This window comes from Rhodospirillaceae bacterium (assembly GCA_016712715.1).
Classification (GTDB): Bacteria; Pseudomonadota; Alphaproteobacteria; order Dongiales; family Dongiaceae; genus Dongia.
Window position 1 is genome coordinate 949,310 of the sequence record JADJQM010000003.1, and the last position, 23,868, is coordinate 973,177.

16 protein-coding genes and 1 pseudogene are annotated in these 23,868 nt (G+C 59.2%); 8 read left to right on the plus strand and 9 right to left on the minus strand.

Features of this window, described 5'->3' with window-relative positions:
* Position 1 precedes the first annotated feature (1 nt).
* Positions 2-229, minus strand: coding sequence for a hypothetical protein (locus IPK59_22160; protein MBK8161337.1), 228 nt, complete (start codon positions 227-229; stop codon positions 2-4).
* Here IPK59_22160 and IPK59_22165 point away from each other — a divergent pair.
* From IPK59_22165 to IPK59_22175, 3 genes are read left to right on the plus strand one after another with little or no spacing between them, the layout of a single operon-like run.
* Positions 159-326: a glycosyltransferase gene (locus IPK59_22165; GenBank protein MBK8161338.1), complete on the plus strand. Its 168-nt coding sequence runs from the start codon at positions 159-161 to the stop codon at positions 324-326. The two genes, IPK59_22160 and IPK59_22165, sit on opposite strands and share 71 nt — an antisense overlap.
* Complete coding sequence (locus IPK59_22170; GenBank protein ID MBK8161339.1) at positions 327-1,052, plus strand: glycosyltransferase; 726 nt, start codon at positions 327-329, stop codon at positions 1,050-1,052. It abuts the gene before it with no gap.
* Positions 1,053-1,063: 11 nt separating this feature from the next.
* Positions 1,064-2,020: a glycosyltransferase family 2 protein gene (locus IPK59_22175; GenBank protein ID MBK8161340.1), complete on the plus strand. Its 957-nt coding sequence runs from the start codon at positions 1,064-1,066 to the stop codon at positions 2,018-2,020.
* A gap of 51 nt (positions 2,021-2,071) precedes the next feature.
* Here IPK59_22175 and IPK59_22180 read toward each other — a convergent pair whose 3' ends face one another.
* From IPK59_22180 to IPK59_22190, 3 genes are all read right to left on the minus strand, one after another.
* On the minus strand, positions 2,072-3,238 hold the full coding sequence (locus IPK59_22180; GenBank protein MBK8161341.1) for an AAA family ATPase: 1,167 nt from the start codon (positions 3,236-3,238) through the stop codon (positions 2,072-2,074).
* A 46-nt stretch (positions 3,239-3,284) separates the two neighbouring features.
* Entirely contained in the window at positions 3,285-4,076 is a 792-nt protein-coding gene (locus IPK59_22185) for a CpsD/CapB family tyrosine-protein kinase (GenBank protein ID MBK8161342.1), read from the minus strand.
* Between the two features lie 318 nt (positions 4,077-4,394).
* Positions 4,395-4,925 (minus strand): hypothetical protein, encoded by a 531-nt coding sequence (locus tag IPK59_22190; protein MBK8161343.1) that lies wholly within the window; start codon positions 4,923-4,925, stop codon positions 4,395-4,397.
* Between the two features lie 322 nt (positions 4,926-5,247).
* On the opposite strand from IPK59_22190, the gene IPK59_22195 reads away from it, so the two are divergent.
* Positions 5,248-7,668: a tetratricopeptide repeat protein gene (locus tag IPK59_22195; GenBank protein ID MBK8161344.1), complete on the plus strand. Its 2,421-nt coding sequence runs from the start codon at positions 5,248-5,250 to the stop codon at positions 7,666-7,668.
* Here the strand turns inward: IPK59_22195 and IPK59_22200 are convergent, their stop codons facing one another.
* A complete protein-coding gene (locus IPK59_22200) occupies positions 7,669-9,063 on the minus strand; it encodes an O-antigen ligase family protein (GenBank protein ID MBK8161345.1) in 1,395 nt (464 codons plus the stop codon).
* A 52-nt stretch (positions 9,064-9,115) separates the two neighbouring features.
* On the opposite strand from IPK59_22200, the gene IPK59_22205 reads away from it, so the two are divergent.
* On the plus strand, positions 9,116-10,213 hold the full coding sequence (locus IPK59_22205; GenBank protein MBK8161346.1) for an acyltransferase: 1,098 nt from the start codon (positions 9,116-9,118) through the stop codon (positions 10,211-10,213).
* A gap of 12 nt (positions 10,214-10,225) precedes the next feature.
* Here IPK59_22205 and IPK59_22210 read toward each other — a convergent pair whose 3' ends face one another.
* From IPK59_22210 to IPK59_22225, 4 genes are all read right to left on the minus strand, one after another.
* A complete protein-coding gene (locus IPK59_22210; GenBank protein MBK8161347.1) occupies positions 10,226-11,593 on the minus strand; it encodes a hypothetical protein in 1,368 nt (455 codons plus the stop codon).
* Positions 11,594-11,664: 71 nt separating this feature from the next.
* Positions 11,665-13,386, minus strand: a complete 1,722-nt coding sequence (locus tag IPK59_22215; protein ID MBK8161348.1) for a hypothetical protein — start codon at positions 13,384-13,386, stop codon at positions 11,665-11,667.
* A 38-nt stretch (positions 13,387-13,424) separates the two neighbouring features.
* Entirely contained in the window at positions 13,425-14,930 is a 1,506-nt protein-coding gene (xrtD, locus tag IPK59_22220) for a VPLPA-CTERM-specific exosortase XrtD (protein ID MBK8161349.1), read from the minus strand.
* Positions 14,931-15,053: 123 nt separating this feature from the next.
* Entirely contained in the window at positions 15,054-16,121 is a 1,068-nt protein-coding gene (locus IPK59_22225) for a glycosyltransferase family 4 protein (protein MBK8161350.1), read from the minus strand.
* Positions 16,122-16,505: 384 nt separating this feature from the next.
* On the opposite strand from IPK59_22225, the gene IPK59_22230 reads away from it, so the two are divergent.
* The 3 genes and pseudogenes from IPK59_22230 to IPK59_22240 all read left to right on the plus strand — a co-directional run bounded on the left by IPK59_22230 (position 16,506) and on the right by IPK59_22240 (position 23,810).
* Complete coding sequence (locus IPK59_22230) at positions 16,506-18,314, plus strand: VWA domain-containing protein (GenBank protein ID MBK8161351.1); 1,809 nt, start codon at positions 16,506-16,508, stop codon at positions 18,312-18,314.
* 133 nt (positions 18,315-18,447) lie between these two features.
* The gene (locus tag IPK59_22235) at positions 18,448-18,636 is read left to right on the plus strand and encodes a hypothetical protein (protein ID MBK8161352.1); all 189 of its coding nucleotides are present in this window, start codon (positions 18,448-18,450) and stop codon (positions 18,634-18,636) included.
* A 921-nt stretch (positions 18,637-19,557) separates the two neighbouring features.
* Positions 19,558-23,810, plus strand: a pseudogene (locus tag IPK59_22240) (response regulator).
* The last annotated feature ends 58 nt before the right edge of the window (positions 23,811-23,868 follow it).

Below are 23,868 nucleotides of genomic sequence, written 5' to 3' on the forward strand. Positions count from 1 at the left end.
GTCACCGCTCCTTAACGCGCCGGATAAGAAATCCGTTCCCGCAGGAACGTAACTGATTTGCCGGCGTTTCAACCGATACGGAATTGTCACGGCTGAGCCTGTAATGGTCGATCGACCACTGACCCCAGGCTTTGGCCAGGAACCAGAACGGTGAGATTTTGCCTGTCGAGATACCATCGCCGCCCTCTGTGAGCGTCATCATTCCGGTCTGGAACAGTCCGTCGCTCATAGAAAAGTGCCTGACCGCCGTTCTCGCCCAGTCCTACCCTCAGGACTCCTACGAAGTTCTGGTGGTCGACAATGGCTCCTCCGACAACACGGCCTAAATCGTCAGAGGTTTTCCCCGTGTCAAGCTCCTGTCCGAGCCGCGGCCGGGCTCCTATCGGGCCAGAAATGCTGGACTTGCCGCAGCGCGGGGTCAGTTCATTGCCTTTACGGACGCCGATTGCATTCCAGACGTGGAGTGGCTGGCGGCAGGAATGGCCGCAGCGCAATCGCATCACCCCATCGGCATCGTCGCTGGCCGGATCGATCTCTTCCGCGACAGCATCCTCTACAGCGCCGCCTGCGAGCAGTATGAACGAACCTATGCTTTCGATCAGGAAAAGAACGTCAAATACCACCATTGTTTCACCGCAAACTGGATCAGCCCGCGCAGCGTTCTTGCCTCCCACGGCGGATTTGATGCCACCCTGAAATCCGGGGGAGATTTTGCTCTTTCCCAGGCTATTCATGAGAGCGGTCAACAGATCGTCTATGCACCGGACATGGTCGTGTCGCACCCGGTGCGCGCCACCCTGCACGAACTTGTCCATAAGCGACGTCGCGTCATCGGCGGCCGGTGGATGATGCGGCGTCGCCGTTGGGCCCTGCTGCAATGGCTGCTGATCTGTTCGCGGGAAGCTGCTGGCAAGGCAAAGTTCCTGCTCTTCAACGCGCGGCTGACCCCAACTGAAAAACTCAAGGTCGGCGGCGTCCTTGCGGTTCTTACGCTGGTCACGCTCGCGGAGGTGTTTCGGATCGCCTGCGGCGGCGTTCCGCGACGCGCCTGAGAGAGGGATGAATGACTGATTTTGCCGTCGTGATCCCCCTTTACAACAAAGGGCCGCACATCAGCCGCGCCCTGGATTCAGTGTTACGACAGACATTTCCCCCTCGGCAGATATTTCTGATCGACGACGCTTCAACGGATAATGGCCTGGAAATAGCTTCGCGCTATACTGATCCTCGGATACGCGTGCTCCAGCGAACAACACCAGGTCCGGGCGGCTATGCCGCCCGCAATCTCGCCATTCTGACGGCGGACGCTGACTGGATCGCCTTTCTGGATGCCGACGATGCCTGGTTACCCGGGCATTTGGCTTCGCTTCACAAGGTAATCGTGACTGATGAACATGACGATCTCGCTTGCGTGTTCGCTGGCTACACCAACGTCTATGCCGACGGGCGGCAAGCCAGCGACCGGTTTTCCCGCCGGAGCGATAGCCAGGACTCGGCACATTTTCATCTCGATGAACTACTGGCGATCTGGCTCGATCTCGGTGAATGCCCCATATGGACGTCGGCTTCGACTTTTCGACGCCAGGCCCTGATAGAAAGCGGACTCTTTCCGGCCGGTCGTTGTAGCCGGGGCGGCGACAAGGATCTCTGGTTACGCGTTGCCTACAAGCACATCTGCGCATCTGCGCCGGACAGGACGGCGATATACTACCGCGATTCGATCAACATGGTTACGCGGACCAGCTCAACGGCAGGTCGGCACTGCCTCTGCGAAACAATCGCTGCGATGCTCAATGGCGCGCCGCTCAAGAGCCGCCGCTTGTTGAAGCGGTTGTTCAATCAGGAAGTCTTCCAACATGCGATGTCGACCGCAAAGACCGACATTGTCCGACGCAATTCCTGGCACGGTTTCCACTGGAGAACCAACCCATTGCGCTTCTTGGTTTTGACCATTCTGTCTACCAGGCCAGGCGCTTATGCGGCGCAGAGCCTCCTTAGGGCCTACACCCAATTGGCATGAGGGCTAGTCTGTATTTCCGTCAGCGAACGAAACCAATCGTTTGACCGACGCTCATCCCGCGCCGCCAAACGTACGGCGAAACCAGGACGGCCGCTGGCGCACATCTGTGGCACGCATTTTCTCCAACCGATGATCCTGAAAATTCCGGATGCGCGCCGGCGCGCCCTTTTCGCCGGCAACGCCCAGTGCCGCGGACCACGCGCCACCAGCTTCGAGCGGCGCGCTGTCGCTTGCCGTCTCTGCGCGGTCGAAAGATGCAGTGTGGGGCATCACAGGATCAACCTGCGCGGCACCCGCCCCAGGGAGGTTCGCCCCAGTTGCTTCGGCCAACGCTGCGGCCTTCTGCACCATGCCGGAAATTCCAGATACAACATCCGGGTCTTTCGGTTGGCCCACACCTGCGAAACTGGCCAGACCACTTGCCTGTCGATCACTGATCACGCGCAAGACGATATCGAGATCGACGACGCGTTTCTCGTCGGCAAAGCAATAGACAAGCGCCATATCACAGATCGAATTGATAACTCTCGGCACACCGCCAGAAAAGTATTGCACACCACCGATTGCCATGTCGCTGAAGAGAGCACCAGATGCCCCAGCAACGTTCAGCCGATGACTGATATACATCTTAGTCTCTTCGAAACTGAGTGCCTTTAGATGATAGGAGATGCTGATGCGCTGCGCGAATTGGCGCAACTCCGGACGCTTCAGCTTTTCTAGCAACTCCGGCTGCCCCACAAGGATGATCTGGAGAAGAAGATCACTGTCGGAGTTTATGTTGGATAGCAATCGCAGCTCTTCTAAAGACTCGATCGTCAGGTTTTGCGCTTCGTCGACGACCAGAACGCAGCGACGCCCCGCCGCATATTCGTTGATGAGATACTGCATCAATTCGCGATAGACATCCGATTCGCTGCCGCCAGGCGCCTGCTGCCCGAATGCCGCCAATGCCCAGGTCGCAATATTTTTCTGCGATGCATGAGTATTGGAGATAAGCCCCAGCGTGATATCGCGCCCGATGCGCCGCAGCAACGCACGGATCAGGGTCGTTTTGCCGGACCCTATCTCGCCCGTAATCGCGCAGAATCCGGCGTGGCCGGCAAGGCTGTACTCCAGCATGCTCAGTGCGGTCGAATGCTTCTTGCTCAAGAACAGAAAGGCGGGATCCGGCAGCAGGGAGAATGGCTTGTCCCTCATGCCAAAGAATTTCTGGTACATGCCTTCGTCCCGATCCGATTTTCCCGGCGCTGTCAGCCAAGCGCTGCTAGGCGGCTCCGTGCGCATTCATAAGTGTTCCAAGCAGCACCTTTCCATTGAGCAGCTCGGCCGATTTTTCGATTTCCTGCCTTGTCGTCTTTCCGCTTTGCGCAACCAGCAGAACTGCGTCGGCGTTCGGCAGGAAACCGAGCGTATCGCTCGACGACAGCAAGGGTGGAGCATCATAAATGATGATGCGATCCGCATAGCGGCTGCGCAGCTCCCGGGATAGCGCCGTCATGCGCGGGGAACTGAGGATCTCAGCAGCATCGCTGTTGGCACGCCGGGCCGGCAATATCACCAGTCGCGGGATTCGCGGGCTTACCAGACAATCCTTGAGTGTGGCCTGGTTTCGCAGATAGTCATCTATGCCGGCGCGAGGTTCGAAATTGAACTTCTTGCTGACTGACGGCGATCGCAAGTTCAAATCAACCAGGAGAACGGTCTGGTTGACATCGAGCGCAATGGCGACGGCCAGATTTGCAGCGGTGGTGCTGGCTCCGCAACCCAGTGCCGGGCCGGTGACGACCAGGCTCGAAAATCCCCGGGCTCTCATGCGCTGCAGGACTTGCGTACGGAGAAGACCATAGACATGCGACGCCTTCTGATCGATCGAATCCGCCACAAGCCTTTGTGCCTGCGATCTTACTTGATCTGCGGCGACAACAAAGGTCTCGGTGTATTCTGGTGTGACGCCATTTACCGCTGAACTGGCATGTTCCCGGATAGGCAGGGGGATGGCGCCACCGCCGTAGCGCATTTCCTTCGCCTTGGCCAACGCTTTCTCAATCTGCTCCATGGCAAACTCCTTCGACCGACCACCGCCTCAATGACCTTCGGGTGGACACTTTCATATGCATTACTCAGCCCGCGAGGGGATCGTTCATTATCTTGCGCGCCGGCATGCAGTTAGTTGCGCGGCCTCGGCCGCTTGAAGACGTCAACAGGAGCACTGGAAACGGCCCATGGCTGCCGCTGAGCTCGCTGTCCTCAATTCTTCCCTCGTCTTAAGCAACACATTTCACGCCAATATGGGTACGAAAGGAATTACCCTCGGGAGAAACTCCCGAGGGTTCAGATCATCAGACGGCAAGACGTCGGCGCTAGGGCGTTTATTTCACGCCCGCACTTTGCGTCGACGATAAGCCGCCAATCCCATACCACCCAGGGCCGTCGCAAAGAGCAACAAGGCTGGCGGGATCGGGACTGCATTGAAGTCAATTCGGTACTCGTAGGCATTGCCCAGTGCGCCGGTGTCACCCCTGACGCGTAAAAAGTAACTGCCCGCGGCGAGATTGAGGTAGCTGAACTCGATGCCCGTGCCGACGGGGTCGACATAGGTGCCCAGGGAGGTCGCCGGATCGACCGCATTGAACAGGTCGAGCTGGAAATTGAGTGAATTCAACGGGATTGCATAGAAAATCGTCAAATCCGAGATGGAGCCGACGAGCGATGTCGCAAGGTCTACCAAGGAGAAGGAGATTTGATCATCGAAGTTCGTGATATTCGAGCCGAAATTGGCGACGAAACCCGACTTTGAGTCACCCGCACTGACGGTACCCAGATCGAAGCTGGATGCCGCAGCCTGCTTTTCTGCCACTCCCAGAAACAGGAACCCCGCAATCAGTAGCGTTAACAATCGTTTCATTGTGTTCTCGCGCAGTTAATGTGGGCCACACGTCCAATCCCCCCCGGATCAGCCGCATTTGATGATCTACGGCAGGTGGAGCTCTAATAGTAGGATCGGAATCTACTCAGCTTGCCGACGCTACACCTAGCAGCGCAGCACAAGCATATGCAGCAAGCCCGGCGGGCCAGCGGGGAAGTGCCCCCGACCGAAGTTCCCCGTGGGCTGGAACTTTCCTGCAAGCTTCAGCATTCAAACCCCCACATGGACCCTTCGACCAGCGATCAAGGCAGCGACGATCTTGCCCCAGCCACCGGTCTAGAAAGAAAGCCTCGGGATCAAAATGCGCTACCCTCCCTTCTCGCTATTCCTGGCAGTGGCCATAATCGTGTTTCTGGCTGCCTGCAGCTCGCCACAGGAGCGTGAAGCGGCTTACCTTGAAAACGGCAAGTCATTGATGAAGAAAGGCGAATTGGCGAAAGCTTCGCTTGAATTCCGGAACGCCTTGCAGGTCAATCCGGCCGGCATTGAAGCCAAGTATTTCATCGGCCTCATTCTCGAAGAACAAGGCAACATCCCAGCAGCGGTTTCAGCCTTTCAGGAAGTTGCCTTCGCTGACCCCACCCATCGAGACGCGTTGCTGCGGCTTGGCAAATTTGCCCTGATGGCAGCAAACCCGGACAATGCCCTTATGCGCGCCGAGAAACTGATCGAGCTTGACGGAAACCGAGCAGATGCGTTGACGATCAAGGCGGCGGCACTCCTGATGAAGGGCCAGCTGGAGCCAGCCCGGGTGGCAGCTCGCGCCGCGCTTACCAGCAAGCCGAACGATGAAGACGCGCTGATCGTCTTGGCCAGCGAAAGTGCGCGACAGGGTGATCTTGCCGCCGCCCTCAGGGTCGTCGATGGCGGCTTGAGGTCGATGCCGAGGAGCACCCAGCTACTCGGGTTCAAGCTGAAGGTCCTGCATGACCAGGGAGACATCAAACAGGCCGACGCTGTGCTACGGCAGCTTGCCACCGTCGAGCCTGCCAATATTCGCTATATCGCCCCCCTCGCTGCGCATCTCGTCGCCGCTGGCGACCTGCCAGCCGCGCAAGCTCTCTTTCGGAACGCCATTGCGGTCAGCACCGACGCTGAGCAAATTGTCGCTGTTTATGCAGATTTTCTCCAGCAAACTGTCGAACCACAGCAGGCGATCGATGAAACAAAGGCGCTGGCGGACAAATACCCGGAAGATCCTCGCTATCGATTTCTTCTGGCGCAGCTGTACCTGAAGCTCAATCGCTTCGACGAGGCTCGTGGACAGTTGAACAGCCTGGTCGCGACACTTTCGACGACGAGCGAGAAGCTCGATGCCAGGACGGAACTTGCACGGACAAGCCTCTTGCAAGGCGACAAAGACAGCGCACTCACTCAACTGGGCGCGATCCTCGAGGAAGACTCACACAATCACGGTGCGTTGCTGTTGCGCGCTGCCGTCCTGCTGGACGACTCCCAATTCGATGCCAGCCTCGCCGATGCCCGCGCCGTCTTGCGGGACGTGCCCAACTCGACCATCGCCCTCGCCATCCTTGGCCGCATCTACGTCGCAGTAAATGAGAAGGAACTGGCGATTGGCACGCTACGAACTCTAGCTGCGCTGGATCGCGGCAATATCGACGCTCGGCTGCAACTGGCTGGTCTTCTCGCCACAACCTCACCCAGTGAGGCATTGCAGTATCTGGACGCCGCGATCCTGCTGGCACCAGACCGGCCCGCCTATTCCGTGCGCAAGGCGCAACTCCTCATCTACTCGAAAAAGTGGGACCAGGGTGAAGTGATCGGCCGTGCACTTCTTGCCTCTCCCGCCACCATGGCCTCAGGGCATGAGATCATTGGCGAAGCCGCCTTTGCGCGCAAGGATTTCCGGGGTGCCGTCACTGCATTCAACCTCGCCATGGATGCCGGCGGAGATTTTTCGATCATCGGACCGAAACTGATGAACGCCTATGCCGCAATTGAGAATACCGGCCCATCTACTGCAGGGGGGCCACCTGACGACCCGGCTGCCGCTGAGGTGATGTTGAGAGAACGCATTCTGAAGAACCCGCAGGATTCCGATGCGCTGACATTGTTGGCGTCGCGCCGTCAGGCAGGAGGAGATGTGAGGGGTGCCGAACAGCTGCTGCGCCAGGCAATCGCCACAAATGTCAATAATCGCATGGCCTACCTGTCGCTGGCTCTCCTCCTGAAGACGGAAATGGACTACCTCGCTGCGGCGGAAGTGCTGGATGAGGCTGGCAGCCATTTTCCGAACGATCGTATCATTCAGGAAAGCGCTGCAATCGGCAACGAGCTCGCCACCCAGTATGATTCCGCCAGGGCCAGATATGTCCAGGTACTGAATAAGTGGCCCGACAGCATGGTGGCCGCCAACAACCTTCCCGCGCTCATCGCGGACGTCTGGCCGGACGACAAAGTGGCCTTGGAGACGGCCCGCAACAGCCTGGAAAAGTATCGCAACAGCGGAAATGCCATCCTGATAGATACGCTCGGTTGGGTACATCTGCGCCTCGGCAACATCGACGAAGCGGTCTATCTTCTGGGAAAAGCTGCCGCATTGGAGACGGATGATCCCCAGATTCTCTATCACTATGCCCTGGCCCTGTCGCAAAAGGGCCTGTCGGAGAAAGCGAAGGCGACAATCCATCAGGCGTTGCTCGACAAACCGAACTTCCGCGGGCTGGCAGAGGCTGAGGCCCTTGCCGAAACGATGCGCTGATCAGCGCTTGCGGTCTATCGCCAGCATGCCGCGTGAAGTCCGCATCTCCGGCACTGGCGTGATTGTCGGCATCGGTTGTGCCGTCACCGTCGTGGGAACCGGTCGCAGGTAGAAGTAAAGGGTATAACCGCAGATAACGCCATAACGGATGTCCCCCTCCAGCATCCATTGCGGCATCGTCGCCATGTTCAGCAGGAAGAAACTGACATGCGCGGCGACAAGCTTGCCGCGCGGACCATGCTTCACCCTTAACGCCGTATACAGCATCGCCCCCCATAGGTAGAGAAGGGCGCATACACCGAAGATACCGTATTCATAAAGGGCTGACACAAGGGTGTTGTGTGCGTAAGCGACGAATACCCCGATCCAGGCATCCGGCCCGAATCCAACAAGGTGATTGAGCGTACCGCCATCCATATATGCGCTGATATAGCTGCTCCAGATATATGGTCGGCCGGAAAGAAGTCGACTTTCTTCGTAGGAGTATTCAGCCGGCCGCTTGATCAGGTCGTCCAGCGATGACAATGCGACCGATATGTCCTGGAAGCGATCCCGCAGCAGCCATGCGACCGCCAGGAATGCTGGCAGGCTGATCAGCAACACCCCGACGGCGACAATGCTGCGTTGCTGGCGCGGGAACCGACCGATTACATCCATGTTGAACTGAATGATGGCGAGCGGCGCCAATGCCAGGATAGCTGTCCGGTAGTTCGCAAGGAGGATGCCAACCAGGCAGATACATAGGATAGCGCCGCGCAAGATCGGTCTGATGCCCGTTGTAAAACATGCGATGACGAAGCATGTCATCAGGACGATCGAGAACGCTGCTTCGTGGTTGTAGCCGCCAATGTAGCTGACCGATCCGTCGCTCTCGCTCGCCTTGATAACGCCGAATATGACCGAGAGAGCCTGAAGGACAAATGGCATGACGAAGGCCCAGAGCAGCAGAACCGCCATCCTGTTCTCGCCGAGATCATCCAGACCCTCATAGACCACGATCGTGATCAGACCGAGATAGCCATACTTGACGACAACGTCTACGATGCCATGGACATCGTGGTTCGCCATGCCGCTCACCACAATGACGGCAATGAAGCAATAGACGGGCATCATCTGCTTCAGCAAGAGATGGCGCTTTTTTATCAACAAGAGCCCCACGAGAAACACGGCAGACGACCCGAGGGCGTTCCAGGACAGGCCGAGGGGCGATGCTTTGAAGGTAATGGCATGATGCGCGTTGGCGATGTAGCGAAAGCAGAGGGCAAAGAGGGCAAACCCACCAATGACGCTGCGCGCCCGATAGAAGGGATAGATGAGCATCAAGATAACCATCAGCGTGACTGGATACAGCAGCCATGCGGGCATCGATGCGCCGAGATCCTGCGCGACGTCCATGTCGGATACTCCCTGCCGTTCTATCTATACGCACTGAATGCTTGTGTGACACATGTTACCTGAGATAGGCACGAGACCGCCAAGCAAGATCCTCTATGTCGAAACCTTGCGCGGCATCGCCTGTCTGCTCCTGGTATCATACCATGTGATCGGCAATACCAGCCTGAACGGCCTGCAGCTGCCGCCGGAGCACATCTACAGCTTCCTCAATCGGATGTTCGTGGACGTGCGCATGCCGCTCTTCTCATTCATCTCGGGCTTCGTCTTCAATTGCTACGCGCGTGACTCCGCGGCACTTGGCGGCAAGATATCGAGCAAGGCGCGACGTCTTCTTCTGCCGATGATTGTCGTCGGATCGTTGCATTACTGGACTCAATATCTCGTCGTGCCGCTCGACCGGGATCATCTGTCCTATATCGAGATCTTCTTCCTGCCCTATGAACACTTCTGGTACCTGCAGGCAACCTTCGTCCTGATGGCGGTGTCCTATCTGCTGAGTTTCGCGATGAAGGGGGATGGCGTCCGGACCATGTCTCTGCTGTGGCTACCCTGCATCATCGGCTATGTCTTCGTGACAAGGTGGTCGCCCGACGTCTTCTCCGCCTATAAGGCGCTCTATCTTGCGCCCTACTTCATCGCCGGATATCTCCTCGGCCATGCGCCAGCAGCCATCACCAGAATGGCAATATTGTCAAAATTGCCGGCCGCCCGAGCTCTGGCAGCCATTCTTCTCTTGGCGCTGTTCTCGATCGAATTCTTGCTCCTGACGGATGCGGTCACCTTCAACGAACCCACGAAGCGCGCGTTCGGCTTCCTGGTGGGATTGTCCGCCTGCGGCTCCTTCTTCCTGTGGCGGATCAAGTCTCGCGCCTTGGCCTTCATCGGCGACAAATCCTATGCCATCTTCCTGCTGCACGTCTTCTTTACCGCAGGTAGCCGCATCGTCCTGCTCAAGCTGGCGCCTGCTCTGAGTGTGGACGTCTTGTTCCTTGTCGGCGTCCTTTCCGGTGTCTTCGGCCCGATCGGCATCTATTGGCTGGCACTTAAACATCCTGTCCCGGCACTCCTTCTGTTCGGCGTCTGGCGAAGACCGGTCCTCGGTCATGCAGACCAGCCGCCGACGCCGGCATCCAAGCAGCCGGCAACCTGACGGCACGACACGCTAGCGCGTTTCGTTGTTGTTCAGATCATAGCGCCGACTCCGCAGGGTCCCGTTGACGGCGACGTCATGCAGTTCCAGGGTCCCGGCATCGCTCGATCGCGCCAGCGCCGCTTGATTATCAATGTTGATGGCACCGCCATACATGTGGACGACGGGTGCCGTGCCGGTCTTCAGTCGATGCAGCATGATGGCACTTGTATCTCCACCCGCCGCCAGGATCGTATCGTGGATGACCAGTGTTCCCGAGGCCTGGATACAGGCCCCCTTGGTGCTGCCGCGTGTCACCGGGTTCCGGAAATGGCTGCGCCGGATCATATTGTCACCCTCGGACCACACACGTGCGCCGAACTTGCAGGAGTCGCTGCCACTGTCCTCGATAAGCACCCTGGTCGATTTCAGGTCGAAGGCAGCGTCGCCCATGCCGCTGCCATGGCACTTGCGCAGGGTGATGTCGCTGGTTTTCCGCTCGCAGACAATGCCATCGCCTTGCACATAGCCCTGGCTGCCATCCTCCAGCCACCGTGCATTGACGGCATTCTTCAGGATAACGTCTTCGAACAGGATGTTCGCACCACTGCCGATGCTGATGAGCTGGCAAACGTTCTTGCCGCCCCCATCGATACCTTCCGCATCCAGGTCAAGGCGTCGGAAGACGGCATTCGACAGATTGTGGAAGCGCGCGAAGCCGCGCATGATGGCGCGTGCGCGACAATCCTCCACCTGCATATCGCTCACGAAGGCGTTGCGGTCCGTTTCGATCAACCGCCCGACATTCCGGGCGTCGATGTCCGATATCTGCACGTCCTGGAAGCTGTTCGACCCGGTTTTGCGCGCGCGAAACTTCATCAACCCATCCGCCGACGTGCCTTCTACCTGGAATCCCGTCAGCCGCAGGTAAGAGGCACCATTGGTAAGGGCGAGGTAGCACGGAGACCCTTTCCTACGGGCAACGCGCTCGATCGTCCATGGCACGCTGCTCTCGAAGGAGGGCGGCGCGGCATCCGCACTCTCCCCGACTCCTGCGCCCTCAAGGGCGCTGACCGTGATGGGATGCCCTTGGCTGCCCGACGTCTTGATCGCAATTTGCCCATGGTCGATGGCGATGGCCGTCCGGTCATCTTGACTGGCGCCGATCAGAAAGACGTCACCTGGTGCGGCTGTCGCCAGACCTTTTGACAGCCGGGCGACCGGCCAGGCATTTGGCCAGTCGGTTCCATCTTGCCGGCCAGCCCCGTTTCTGGTCAGTCGCTTGACGGATCTGACCGGCAAGTTGCCGCCGCTCTGAGCACCCGCCGATAACGGGATGCAGCATGCGCCCGCCGCCAGCAGCAGCATGCGGCGGCGCCCGATACCGCGAGAGGGCAGCATAAGAGGTGACGCCTCGTCCGGCGCTGGCAGTGCCGTTCTCGTTCTTGCCGCCAAGGCTGCGTGATCATGCATTACAGGATTGGCATAAGTCTGAGGTAGATAAACGAGGTCATAGCCACGGCAACAACGGTCGCAGCACTCGCCAGTCCGGCCATCCGCCAACGGCGCCAGCGGATTTCGGAACGCGTCATGATATAGGGGACGACGGCAAGCGGCATTTCGCCGAAGGCGGCCACAAGGCCTTTGGCATCATGAATCCTGCTATCGAGCAGATCCAGCACCAGCATGAGCGCTACTCCGGCAAAAAGGGACAGCAGCAGGCCGGCGGCACAGAGAAGTTTACGGTTCGGCGTAAAGGGAATGTCAGGGTATTGCGGCGGCTCGATGACCGCGAATGTCTCACCCTTGCTTTGTTGCTCCATGTTCTCCGCCACTTGAGCATCCGCTTCCTTGTCTTTGAAGCTTTGATAGCGCTGAAGGGCAGCAGCATGTTGTTCGCGCAATGAATTGTATTCGCTTTCGATGGTGGGCGTCTGCAGGATCCGTGCTTGCAGGTCCTCCGTATTCGCTTCAAGCGTGCCCAGGCGTGCCTGAATGCCACTGATCTGGGAATTCACATCGGCCAGCTGACCCTGCAACTGGATGTAGATCGGGTTGTCTGGCGGCCCTTGAGGCGCCGTTAGGACGGAGATCTGCGGGACGTCCTGCGCGCTGGCACTCAGCTCCTCGAGCTGTCGGCGGAGTTTTTGCACGTCGGGGTGCTGCTCGCCATAGCGCTGCTTAGCCTCGTTCAGCTTTCCCTGCAGAAGCTCGAACTTGGCGCGATCGAGCGATGCATTGTCCACCTGGCCCAGTTGGCCCTTGAGCGACGCGATCTGACGCTGCAACCGAATGACATCCGGATGCTTGGCGCCGTACTTCGCCGACATGTCGCTGTATTCCAACTCCAAAGCCAACAACTGCGCCTGCGGCGTCGCGGGGCGGCCATCCGTGGTCATCGGGGTATAGGGGCTGATCTGCCCCAACTGATTCTGCAGGAAGGACCTTTTCTCGGCCAGGACCTGCAGGTCGCTGTGGCTCTGAAGCAACTGCGACTGCGCCTGATTGAGCAACTGGGTGTTGAAGGTGAATTGCTCCGGCAGGCTGCCATTGTATTTCGATTTCAGCTCCAGCAGCTGCTTCTCTACGCGCTGCACATCGGCCAGAAGCTTGTCGGCCTGTTCTGTCAGAAAGACCGTCGTCCCCGCGGCCTTCTCCTGGCGCGAACGATCGTTCTCTGCCAGATAGATGTCGGTTAGCCGATTGGCGACCTGCTGGGCGATGCTCGGATCGCCATGGTCGAATGACAGGGTGAAGGCGATGGTCGCCTGATTCTGTGCCTTGGCACGATTCTGCGGCGACCCAGAGAGGTTCGCACTGACCACTTCCAGCAATACCTTGTTGCGCATCATGGCGACGATTGCCGACCGCGGCAGTTCCAGCTGCAGGGATCTGTAAAGGCCGAATCGATCGATGATCTCGTTCAGATGCTGGCTTGTCATGACCCGCTGCTGAATGACCTGAAGTCGATCATTGGCAAAGGTCGACACGGTGGATTTGACCAGGTCGGCCGGCACGTCCGGCTCTTCAATGAGAATTGTCGCCGTCGACCGATATGTCGCGGGGAGGCCGGCAACGATCACGACAGTGGCGATGATACCAGCCACGACGACGCCGATCCCGTACCATTTCCGGCGGCGCAGGATGCCGAGGATATCTATGTTGATGAGGCGATCATCTGTTTGGGTTGTCATGGCGTCCTCTATATGGGCTCGGTGCGATCCTGGTGCCGTCAAGGCAGGAATCGCGGTAGCAAGGGTGTTGCTTCACGCACAAAATTTCCAAGGATCAGATCCGCGGCGGCAAAATCGCCATTTTCGATCGGCGTGATAAATCGCACCAGCGCGCCATCACGGCGATTGTCGATGACTGCATTGGCAAAGAGGCGCGCCTTGGCGAGGTATTCATTGGTTTCCACCACGCCACCTTCTACGAACCAATAATAGACGAGTTGACGCCGACTGCCCTGGGCAATGACCAGGCGGTTTATCGGCACGCTGAGCATGCTGTTGCCTGTGTCGACCGGCAAGCTGATGGTGTCGAGACTCTCGATCTGCCAACCACCCCCGGGGATGCACACCAGCGGGGAATGGGCGGCACTCCCGCTGTACTGCGACTGATAGTAGGCAACCCACAGGTTCACGACCGTGTTGTCGCCCTGGGCAAAATTGAGGCTGAGATGATCCGTTGCATTCAGCGCCGCCAGAGATTCCGGGTCCACCAGGAATTCGAAACCGGTCCAAACACCAATCTGCCTGGGAAACAGGCTGAACTGTGTGCGGGATGGCGCCGCATCCACGCGGGTCCCGATCGACGCGATGGTCACGATCGTCAGCACGCAAAGGCCGACAGCCCATCGGCTTGGCCACAATTTGTGTCCGGATGCGACCAGATGAGCGTCCGGCATGGTGGATCGCCCTTTCGGCAGATCCAGATCCAGCCGCCGCAGCAGGGAACGGTCACCGCTACCGATGAAGCAGAGCATCTTCATTTCGACGAATAGCAGAAAGAGGCAACAGCAATAGACCACCCAGCCTTCAAACTCGTGGAAAAACCCCTGAGCGGCCTCAACACCGAAACGATCCACCAGCACGCCGGTCACGGCAATACGAACAATGTTCATGGCAATCGTGATCGGAACACTGGAAAGGAAGATCACCGCGCGCTTGGCCGGATGTCCCATGAACAGATAGGCGCAGAGGAAGGAGAAGGCGGCCAAGGGAAAGAGATATCTGAGGCCGCTGCAGGCCTCTGCGACCTGAAGTTTGATGGTCCCGAGGTCGATGACATTGCCCTCGCGCAGCACGGGTATGTTCATGGCCCGGATGATCGCCACGGCACCCACGGACGACACCATCTGCAGGGCCGAGGTGAGAATAACCTGTATGGCATTGGCCATCGGCAGACCAAACAGCAGGAAGACCAAAGCGGGCCAGACTTCCCTGGCACGCGCTTCGCCTTGCCAGGCAATGAATATGCCGATGAGCGTCAGGAACAGGCCGACCTGTCCGGGAAAATGCGTCCGGCTCAAAAACTCCAGCAACCCCAGGAGCAGGCCGACAAGCACAATTGCCAAACCCCACCATCCGCCGGTGTAGCCAGCCGTGCTTCGTGCCAGGTCACGCCACAGCATCAGCGTGACCAGAACCGGTATCAATGGGCCGTAATTGTACTCAGGGGAGTTCATCCAGACATCGACCGTGTCAATGATCGACGTGCGAAAGATGATGGCGATCAAGGCGACGTTCACGGCTGCAAGTAGCCATGGCGTGATCGGCCACAGGAACCGAGCGCGCGGATATCTCCGATCCGCAAGTGCCATACTTGAGGAGCCGGCTACCATGGCGCGCCTACGCTTGTCTCAACCCGCAGCAAGACCGGCATATACCCTCTGTGTGGCTTTTGTTATGGCATCCCAGTTGAATCGACGCCCGATATCCGCGCCATCGACCCGGTATGCGGCATAGTTCTGCGTCAGTTTTTCGGCCAGTGCAGCGGGATCGGCGCTCTTGAAGTAATTTCCGGGCGCGAGGCCGATGTCGAGATTGGCCTGAATGTCGCTGAGCAGTACTGGTATGCCCAGATTGGCGGCCTCCAGGGCCGCGATCGGCAATCCTTCATGCGTGGAGGGCAACACAAACAAGGCGGCGTTCTGATACAGGGTCCGAAGCATTCCTTGCTTCTGGAAACCGCAGAAGATGACCTGGTCGGAGGCCAATGCCATGAGCGAGCGCGAATACGCATCCTCGTGATCCGCCTTGCCGGCGATGACCAGTTTCCGGCCTGGCCTGGCCGCATTGAAGGCGGCGATCAGGAAATGGAACCCCTTTTCGGGCACCAGGCGTCCGACCGCCAGTATGTAGTCGCCCGCCTTGAGGCCAAGAAGCTGCAAGCGCGCGCCTTCGTCCATCGACGTCGCATCCGGCACCAGTTCGGTGGCGCCGTTCGGGATATACTGGATTCTGGCTTCATGATGCGGGTTCCGGCGACGCAGATTGCTGGCGACGGATCGCGACACGACGATCACCTGATGTGCGGCGTGGATTGCGCATTGCTCGCCCAATCGCAGGACAAGTCTTGCCAGCCGGTTCCACTTGGCACGGTTGAAATCCTGGCCATGATGCGTCACGACCAGTTTCATCCCGAACAGCCGCGCCAACGGACCAAGGAGGGCCGGACCGATTCCATGGATATGCACCAGATCTGCGTTGACCACGAAACGCGCATAAAGGACAGCCATGACGGTGTTGCTGATGGCCTCGAAGTATTTGTTGCGCGCCGCCGGCAGGGATACCACCTTGATGCCGCGATACTCATGGGTGCCGGCCGCGATGTAAGGGTGCCGGCCGAGGACGGTAATGTCATAGGGCGCGCCGAGATGCCCCAGCCGGGGGAAAAGCTGTTCGCAATGCGATTCAATACCGCCCATGACTCCGGGAATCCCCCGCAACCCCATCACGCATATCTTCATCCTGGTCGGTTTATCCGACAATTTTCGACCCAAGTTGATGTTCCTGTTCGCGATGACGTCATGGATTTCTAGGCAGCGTCGCAGTCGCGGCTGAGTCTGCCAGCGTAGCGGCGGCAAGATAGCAGTGGCCGATGCAACCCCAATACCCTCGGAAACTACTCATCCGGTGGTTTTCTCCGCATCCAGGTGAACAGGCGAAGCGCTTGGTCGCTAAGTATTTTCCGACGCTATCGCCATCGGTCGCTTGCCGCGCTCTATAGGGTCAACACGCATAGTGTCGTGGCGCTGGGCGCCGTTCGATGCGACGGCGCAATTGGAACCTTGGTGATTTTGGAGTTGAGCATGCAGTCCGATAACATCGCTGGATCGTCTGACCATTTCGAGGACGGCTTCCTCGAGGAAAACAGCGAACGGATCTATCTCACGCAAGCTGGCAACGCCGTCTCTCAGGGTGATGAAACGGCAGACCAGCGCATCATCCACATCCCGGTGGTGCCTGGTGAAACAGTGCAGCTGCCCTTTTCCAGCGACAATCTCTATGCCCGGCTCGCCGACGACAGCAGCAATCTGGCCATCAGATCCGGCGACGTGACCGTCATTCTGCTCGGATATGCCGATGCCATGCGGACCAGTCCGATCGTTGTCATGGCGTCCGACGGAGCAGAAGTCGATGTCCCATTCGTCCTGGCGGCGACGGATCCCACGATCGATATCGTGACGGCGGGTGGGCTCGCGGCAGGCGATCTCGGCACCGGCGCGGACAATACCGGCAGCATCTTCACACCCTACGATCCGGCACAGGGAATCGGCGGTTTCCAATCGGTGGGCGGCCTCGATCCGACCGAGCTCAATTATGTCCTGGTGGAGCGGAGAAACCTCTTCCTGGAACCGGAGGACGAAGCCACCGCATTGATTGGCGCCGGCCAGGATTCTGTACCCGTCAATCTCAACGACTCCCGCAGCGGCAATGAGAATGTCACCCGCAACGCCAATATCATGGTCGTTCTGGATGTCTCCGGCTCGATGAACGAGGATGCCGATTCCGGTACGGCGGGTATCCAGACCCGGATCGCGATCGCCCGGGCCGCGCTGACGAACCTGCTGCATACCTATGACACGCTGGGCGAAGTACGAGTCACCGTCGTGGCTTTCGGCACGGGCGCGGTCGTTCACTTCGCCTGGGGCAGCGTCGCGGATGCGATCGACTCACTCGGCACGTTGGTGCCAAAGGACCTCACCAATTACGCCGCGGCCCTCGGCATTGCCGACGACGCCTGGATGGCCGGCGGCAAGCTGACGGGCGATACGGACAACATCGTCTACTTCCTGTCGGATGGAAAACCGACCGCGGGCGGTGGCTTTGGCAACCATCTCACCGCGGCCCAGAAAACTGACTGGAACATCTTCCTGGAAGATCCCTTCAATGCGATCGACCATGTCTACGCCGTCGGCATTGGCGACAGGATCGGGACGGAGGCAGACCCCGATTCGGACCTGGTCAATGTCGCTCGGCCGGACGCAAATGATCTCCCGCCGGGTGACGTGCTATACATCGTCGACCCGATGGATCTGGCGGAACGGCTGGTAGACACCGTTGAAGGGGTGACCTTATCCGGCAATGTCCTGACCGGCGTCGATACCTCCGGCGTGGGTGATTCCGGTCAGCCTGGGCAACCGGATACCGCCGGCACCGGCGCCACCTATATCTATACCTTCACACATGAAGGCTCAGCCCTGTCTTTCGACGTCGCGTTCGGCCGCGACAGCTCGACCGACGCGCCTGTGCAAATCGGCGGCGACGGCCAGAATGTCTCGATTTCCGGCATGGATGTCTCCTTCGACACCGAGCATGGTCGCATGACTTTCCATTTCGATACCGGTGCCTACACCTTTACGCCGGGGGAGGTCTCCGCCGATACCGATGTTGCGTTCCACTACGGCACGCGGGATGAAAACGGCAATACCGACATGCCGGGTGGCGTCGACGCTGACGGCCCGGCCGGCGGCGGCGATCTGGTGATTTCGATTGCCGACAGCGACCCTGCCCCGGCATCTGCCCGCACCCAAGAGTCGGCTGAGATCTTTGTCGCGGGCTTTCCCTTCCCGACTGATCAAGATGTTGCTCTTCTCACCACACCGGAACTCGTGTGACGCCGCCGGATGCGATCCTCATCTCCCGACACCCGGCGGTAGGTATTTTCCGATGGTGGCGCCCGCCCGTCATTAACCTTACCCTTGTTCGCAACTTGAGACGCAATCTGAGCTGAGCGGAAATGCGATGTCTATGATCCAGCACAACCCAATGGATTTGCGTGCCAAAGCCGCGGAATACCGCATCAGGGCCGCGTCGCTGCGAGATGAAGATCTCCGCGGCCAGTATGCGGAACTGGCAAGCCGATATCAGCAGTTGGCGGAAAGAAGCACCGGCAATGGCGCACCACATTCGCAGCAAGACAATCTTCATTTAAGTTAACAGGCTGCCACCCAGCTTCACAGCGGGCCCTGGTGTCATCCTAACTGAGCGGTGTGTAGTCTCTCCCCGTTCCCTTCCCCCACAGGGCACGACGTGGCTCACCCGCCGCTAGACCGTCGGCCTCGCCCCGGAGGCCGACGGTCTGTTTCTTGATTCCGGCGAAGACTGAGCTGCCGATCACGGCGGCGTCTTCAGCGGCGAGCCCGCGCTAAGCGGTCAGCGCCCAGCATCTCCGCCAGCGCCGCCTTCATTGATCCACACATCGATACGCCTGGCGAGGTCAGACCGACCCAGCGCGCCCTGCATTGGCGACGTTGCATGCCGACCGGGAACCAACACCTTCGCAGCCTGTTTAACATCGTCAGGTTCGCTTCGGACCATCGCTGCTACCGACTGCATCTTTGCCTTTCTGAGTATGGCTTGGGGTCGCCCGTTCTGTTCCGATTGCAATCCGTGCCAATTGGTCACAGCTCACCATTGCTGGTCGCTGCAATGCTCGGTGGCCATGTTAATTGTTACGTTCGCTGAAGCTAGGGCCGGAAACTACGCATCTCTCCGCATGTCGTCTCCGCCATCTCGTCTTGCCAAGTCATTCTGCTTTGCATCCCCGGCCGCTGTTCACCTTGACAACCTGCGGTTGGGAGCACTTACTGCAGTGCACCATAGCAACCGGCAAGTCGACTCTCTAGCGAGGCTGGCACACACCTCCATGTTGGAGGAAACCCTTTAAAAGACAGTTGTGAAATGCCGGAAACAGGTCGCCATAGCGCCAATCCTACGAAGCCCAACGCAGATGGGCGAACAGCGCCAATGGGACATGTCAACCGGTTGCACGACTTCTCCGTTGTTGGCATCGGCGCATCTGCTGGCGGTCTGGATGCCTGCAGGCAGTTTCTGAACGCCCTGCCGACGCCCATCGGCATGGCCTTCATCCTGGTCCAGCATCTCGATCCCAATCACCAGAGCCTGATGGCGGACCTTCTGGCGAGCCATACGCGGATGACGGTCCGGCAGGCCGCCGAAGGTATGCCGATCGAACGCGATCATCTCTACATCATACCGCCCGGCACATATCTCTCGGTTGGCAACGGCACGCTTCACCTCTCCCAACCGCAAGCCAGGCATGGCGCGCGGCTGCCCTTCGACTATCTCCTGAAGTCGATGGCGGAAGAATACAATGCGCGCGCCATCTGCGTCGTCCTGTCAGGTACCGGTGCCGATGGCAGCCTTGGCCTGAAGGCTGTGAAGGAACAGGGGGGATTGATCATCGCCCAGGATCCGGCCGAAGCCGCCTTTGACGGCATGCCGCGCAGTGCGATCGCGACCGGCGCGGTTGATCTTGCCTTGCCATTGGCGGGAATCCCGGATGCGCTTGTCAAATTCGACCGCCGCATCGGCCTCGCCCGGACACAAGATGAGTCCGCCCAGGAAGACACCGTCCGCAACTGGTTGCCCGAGATCATCGACCTTCTCCGTGCAAAAACCGCCCATGACTTTACGCTGTACAAGCAAGGCACGCTGCAGCGCCGGATCGAGCGGCGCATGGCCATGGCATCGATCGAGACGGATGACATGGACCGATACCTCGATCTGCTGCGGCAGAATACGCCGGAGCTGGAGCTTCTCGCCAAGGACCTGTTGATCAATGTTACGAGTTTCTTCCGGGACCCCAAGGTATTCGAGTTTCTGTCCGCCGAGATCATCCCCGAACTGATCCGCAAGCAGCCGGTCGACAAGCCGATCCGGATCTGGGTCGCCGGCTGCAGTTCCGGCGAGGAAACCTATTCTCTTGCCATGCTGTTTCTGGAACGCATCGCCGCGGACAAGCCCGGCCTGAAATTGCAGGTGTTCGCCTCCGACGTCGATCCTGATGCCATCAGCCACGCCCGTGATGGCCTCTATCCCGAAACAATCGAATCGGAAGTGTCGCCGGAGCGGCTCGCCCGGTTCTTTGCCAAGGAAGATCACAGCTACCGTGTCCTGCCGGACTTGCGGGGCGTGGTCGTCTTCACCGTTCAGGATGTGCTGGCAGATCCGCCCTTTTCGCGCATGGACCTGGTTTCCTGTCGCAATCTGCTGATCTATCTGCTGGCCGAGGCGCAAGCGAGGGTCGTCTCGCTGTTTCATTTTGCGCTGCGCGAAGGCGGCCTTCTCCTCCTTGGCAATGCCGAGACGCTCGGCACCGGCGATGATCGCTTTGAAGTGATTTCAAAGACAGAGCGCCTCTATCGGCACATCGGGCGCAGCCGGCCGGGTGAATTCGGCTTCCTGAGAAACGCAGCGGACGGCATTCGGATACCCGCTCGGCAGGGTCAGGCGCCCTCCCAGCAGTCGGTCCTGGCGGATCTTTGCCGGCGCCTCGTCATGGATACCTATGCGCCGGCCGCGATCCTGATCAATCGAAAGCATGAATGCCTGTTTTTTCTGGGGCCGACGGACCGGTATTTGCGAGTGCCACCCGGTCATCCCACCCATGATCTGCTGACGATGGCGCCCCAGGGCCTGCGCGCAAAACTGCGCTCGGCGATCCAGCGGGCCAGCCAGACGAAGTCGCGCATTAGCCTGAAAAGGGCCCGCATAGAGTATCAGAACCAGACGATCACCTTCGGCATCGACGTGCATCCGGTGCAAAACGAGGGCGAGGATTTGCTGCTGATCTGCTTCACGAATGAGCCGGCGGTGGAACAGCGCCGGGAGGCCGCGGCCGAGGCATCAGACAACCCACGGCTGACCGAACTGGAACGGGAACTCGAAGACACCAGAACCGAACTGCAGGGCGCCATCCACGACCTGGAGATTGCCACGGAAGAGCAGAAGGCAATCAATGAGGAGGCGCTGTCGGTCAACGAGGAGTTCCAGTCCACGAACGAGGAATTGCTGACCTCCAAGGAGGAACTGCAATCGTTGAACGAAGAGCTTACCGCGCTCAACAGCCAGCTCCAGGAAACGCTGGAACGACAGCGCACCACCTCCAACGACCTGCAGAACGTCCTTTACAGTACCAATGTGGCGACACTGTTTCTCGACAGGCAGCTCAACATTCGCTTCTTTACGCCGGCAACGAAATCGCTTTTCAAGGTGATTCCCGGCGATATCGGGCGACCGCTCGCGGACCTCAGGTCTTTGGCGATTGACGCAGCCCTCATCCCCGATGCCGAGGCCGTCTTGCGCAATCTGGAGCCACTTGAACAGGAGATTCAGGCGCAGACGGGTGCGTGGTATGTGCGCCGCATCCTGCCTTACCGGACTCACGAGAACGGCGTCGAAGGCGTTGTCATCACCTTCACCGACATTACCGAGCGCAAACTCGCCGCAAGCGCCCTTGAGGCTGCCAAGCAGCAGGCGGAACATGCCAATGTTCTGAAATCCCGGTTTCTTGCCTCGGCAAGTCATGACCTGCGGCAGCCATTGCAGACTTTGGCGCTCGTTCAGGGATTGCTGGCCAGGCTGGGCGAAAGTGAGCAAGCCAAGAAGCTCGTCGCCATGCTCGACCAGACGCTCAGCGCCATGTCGGGCATGCTGAACACGCTGCTCGATATCAACCAGATCGACGCCGGCATCGTGCAGGCCAAAATGGTTCATACGCCCGTGAATGCCATTTTCGACCGCCTCAAGGACGAGTTCTCCTATCATGCCCAGGCAAAGGGCCTGGGGCTGCATGTCGTCCCGTGCAGCGTCTCGATCGAGAGCGATCCGCTCCTCCTGGAGCAGATGCTTCGCAACCTGCTGACCAATGCGATGAAGTACACCCGGCGCGGCAAGATCCTGCTGGGCTGCCGGCGGCTGCACCATGCGATCCGCATTGAAGTCTGGGACACCGGCATAGGCATTCCAGATGCCGAACAGCAGACGATTTTTGAGGAGTATCACCAGGTCGACAATGCTGCGCGTGAGCGCAGCCGCGGGCTTGGCCTCGGCCTGTCCATCGTGCAGCGCCTGGCAACGCTTCTGGGACACCAGGTGCGGGTCCGCTCTCATCTCGGCAAGGGCTCCGTCTTCTCGGTCGAGGTCCCATGCGCGGACCTGGAGGCGCTCTCCCAGACCCGCAGCGACACGGCCCAGGCCCCGGATGAGGTCGCCAATCCAGTCGGCAGAGATGAGCGTCATACCGGCGCTATCCTGATCATCGAAGATGATCCCGACGTTCGGGAACTCCTCGACCTGCTGCTGCAGCAGGAAGGCCATCGAATCACGACCGCAACCGATGGCAACAAGGCACTCGATCTGGTCACCAGGGAAAGAATGCGCCCGGATCTGATCATTGCCGATTACAACCTGCCCAATGGCCTCAACGGGCTCGAAGTCACGAAGGCATTGCGGGAAAACCTTCGTCGCGAGACGCCGGTGATCATCCTGACGGGTGACATATCGACTGGAACACTGCGGGATATCTTCCTGCAGAAGTGCCAGCAATTGAACAAGCCGGTCAAGGCCCAGGAGCTTTCCAGGACGATCCAGCGCCTTCTGCCGCCGTCTTTGCCCCCGTTGCCCATGCGAACGCAGCTACCCGCCGTCTCGGTGGGCCGGCCGGTCATCTTTGTGGTCGACGACGATGATCTGATACGCCAGGCCATTCGCAGCGCATTCGAGATCGAGGATACACCGTCAAGGACTACGCGAGCAGCGAGGATTTCTTCGATGACTACGCACCCGGTGGCGAGGCGTGCCTGCTGATCGACGCCTACCTTCCCGGCATGAATGGGTTGGAACTGCTGCATCGGCTCCGCGCATCCGGCGACCATCTGCCGGCCATTATGATCACCGGTAACAGCGATGTCTCCATGGCGGTCCAGGCGATGAAGGCCGGTGCCCTGGACTTCATCGAGAAGCCGATTGGCAGCACGGAGTTGCTGGCCAGCGTTGCGCGCGCCATCGAGCATTCGCGGGATTCGGGCAAGTTTTCCGCATGGAAAAAGTCCGCCGCCGGCCATATGGAGGGTCTGACGGCGCGCCAGCTCGAAATCATGACGATGGTCCTTGATGGCCATCCCAGCAAGAATATTGCCGCCGATCTGGGCATCAGCCAGCGCACGGTCGAAAACCACCGTGCCTCGATCATGAAGAAGACCGGCGCCACCTCTCTCCCGGAGCTGGCCAGGCTGGCTCTGGCCGCGAGCTGGAACAGCCCTGACGATGTTCCCGCATCACCGGGCTCCGCCCTCGGGGCCGCCTGACACCCTAGGTAGTTTCCGAACCTAGCGCACCGCCGCGCCAGCCCACTATCCTTTCCCG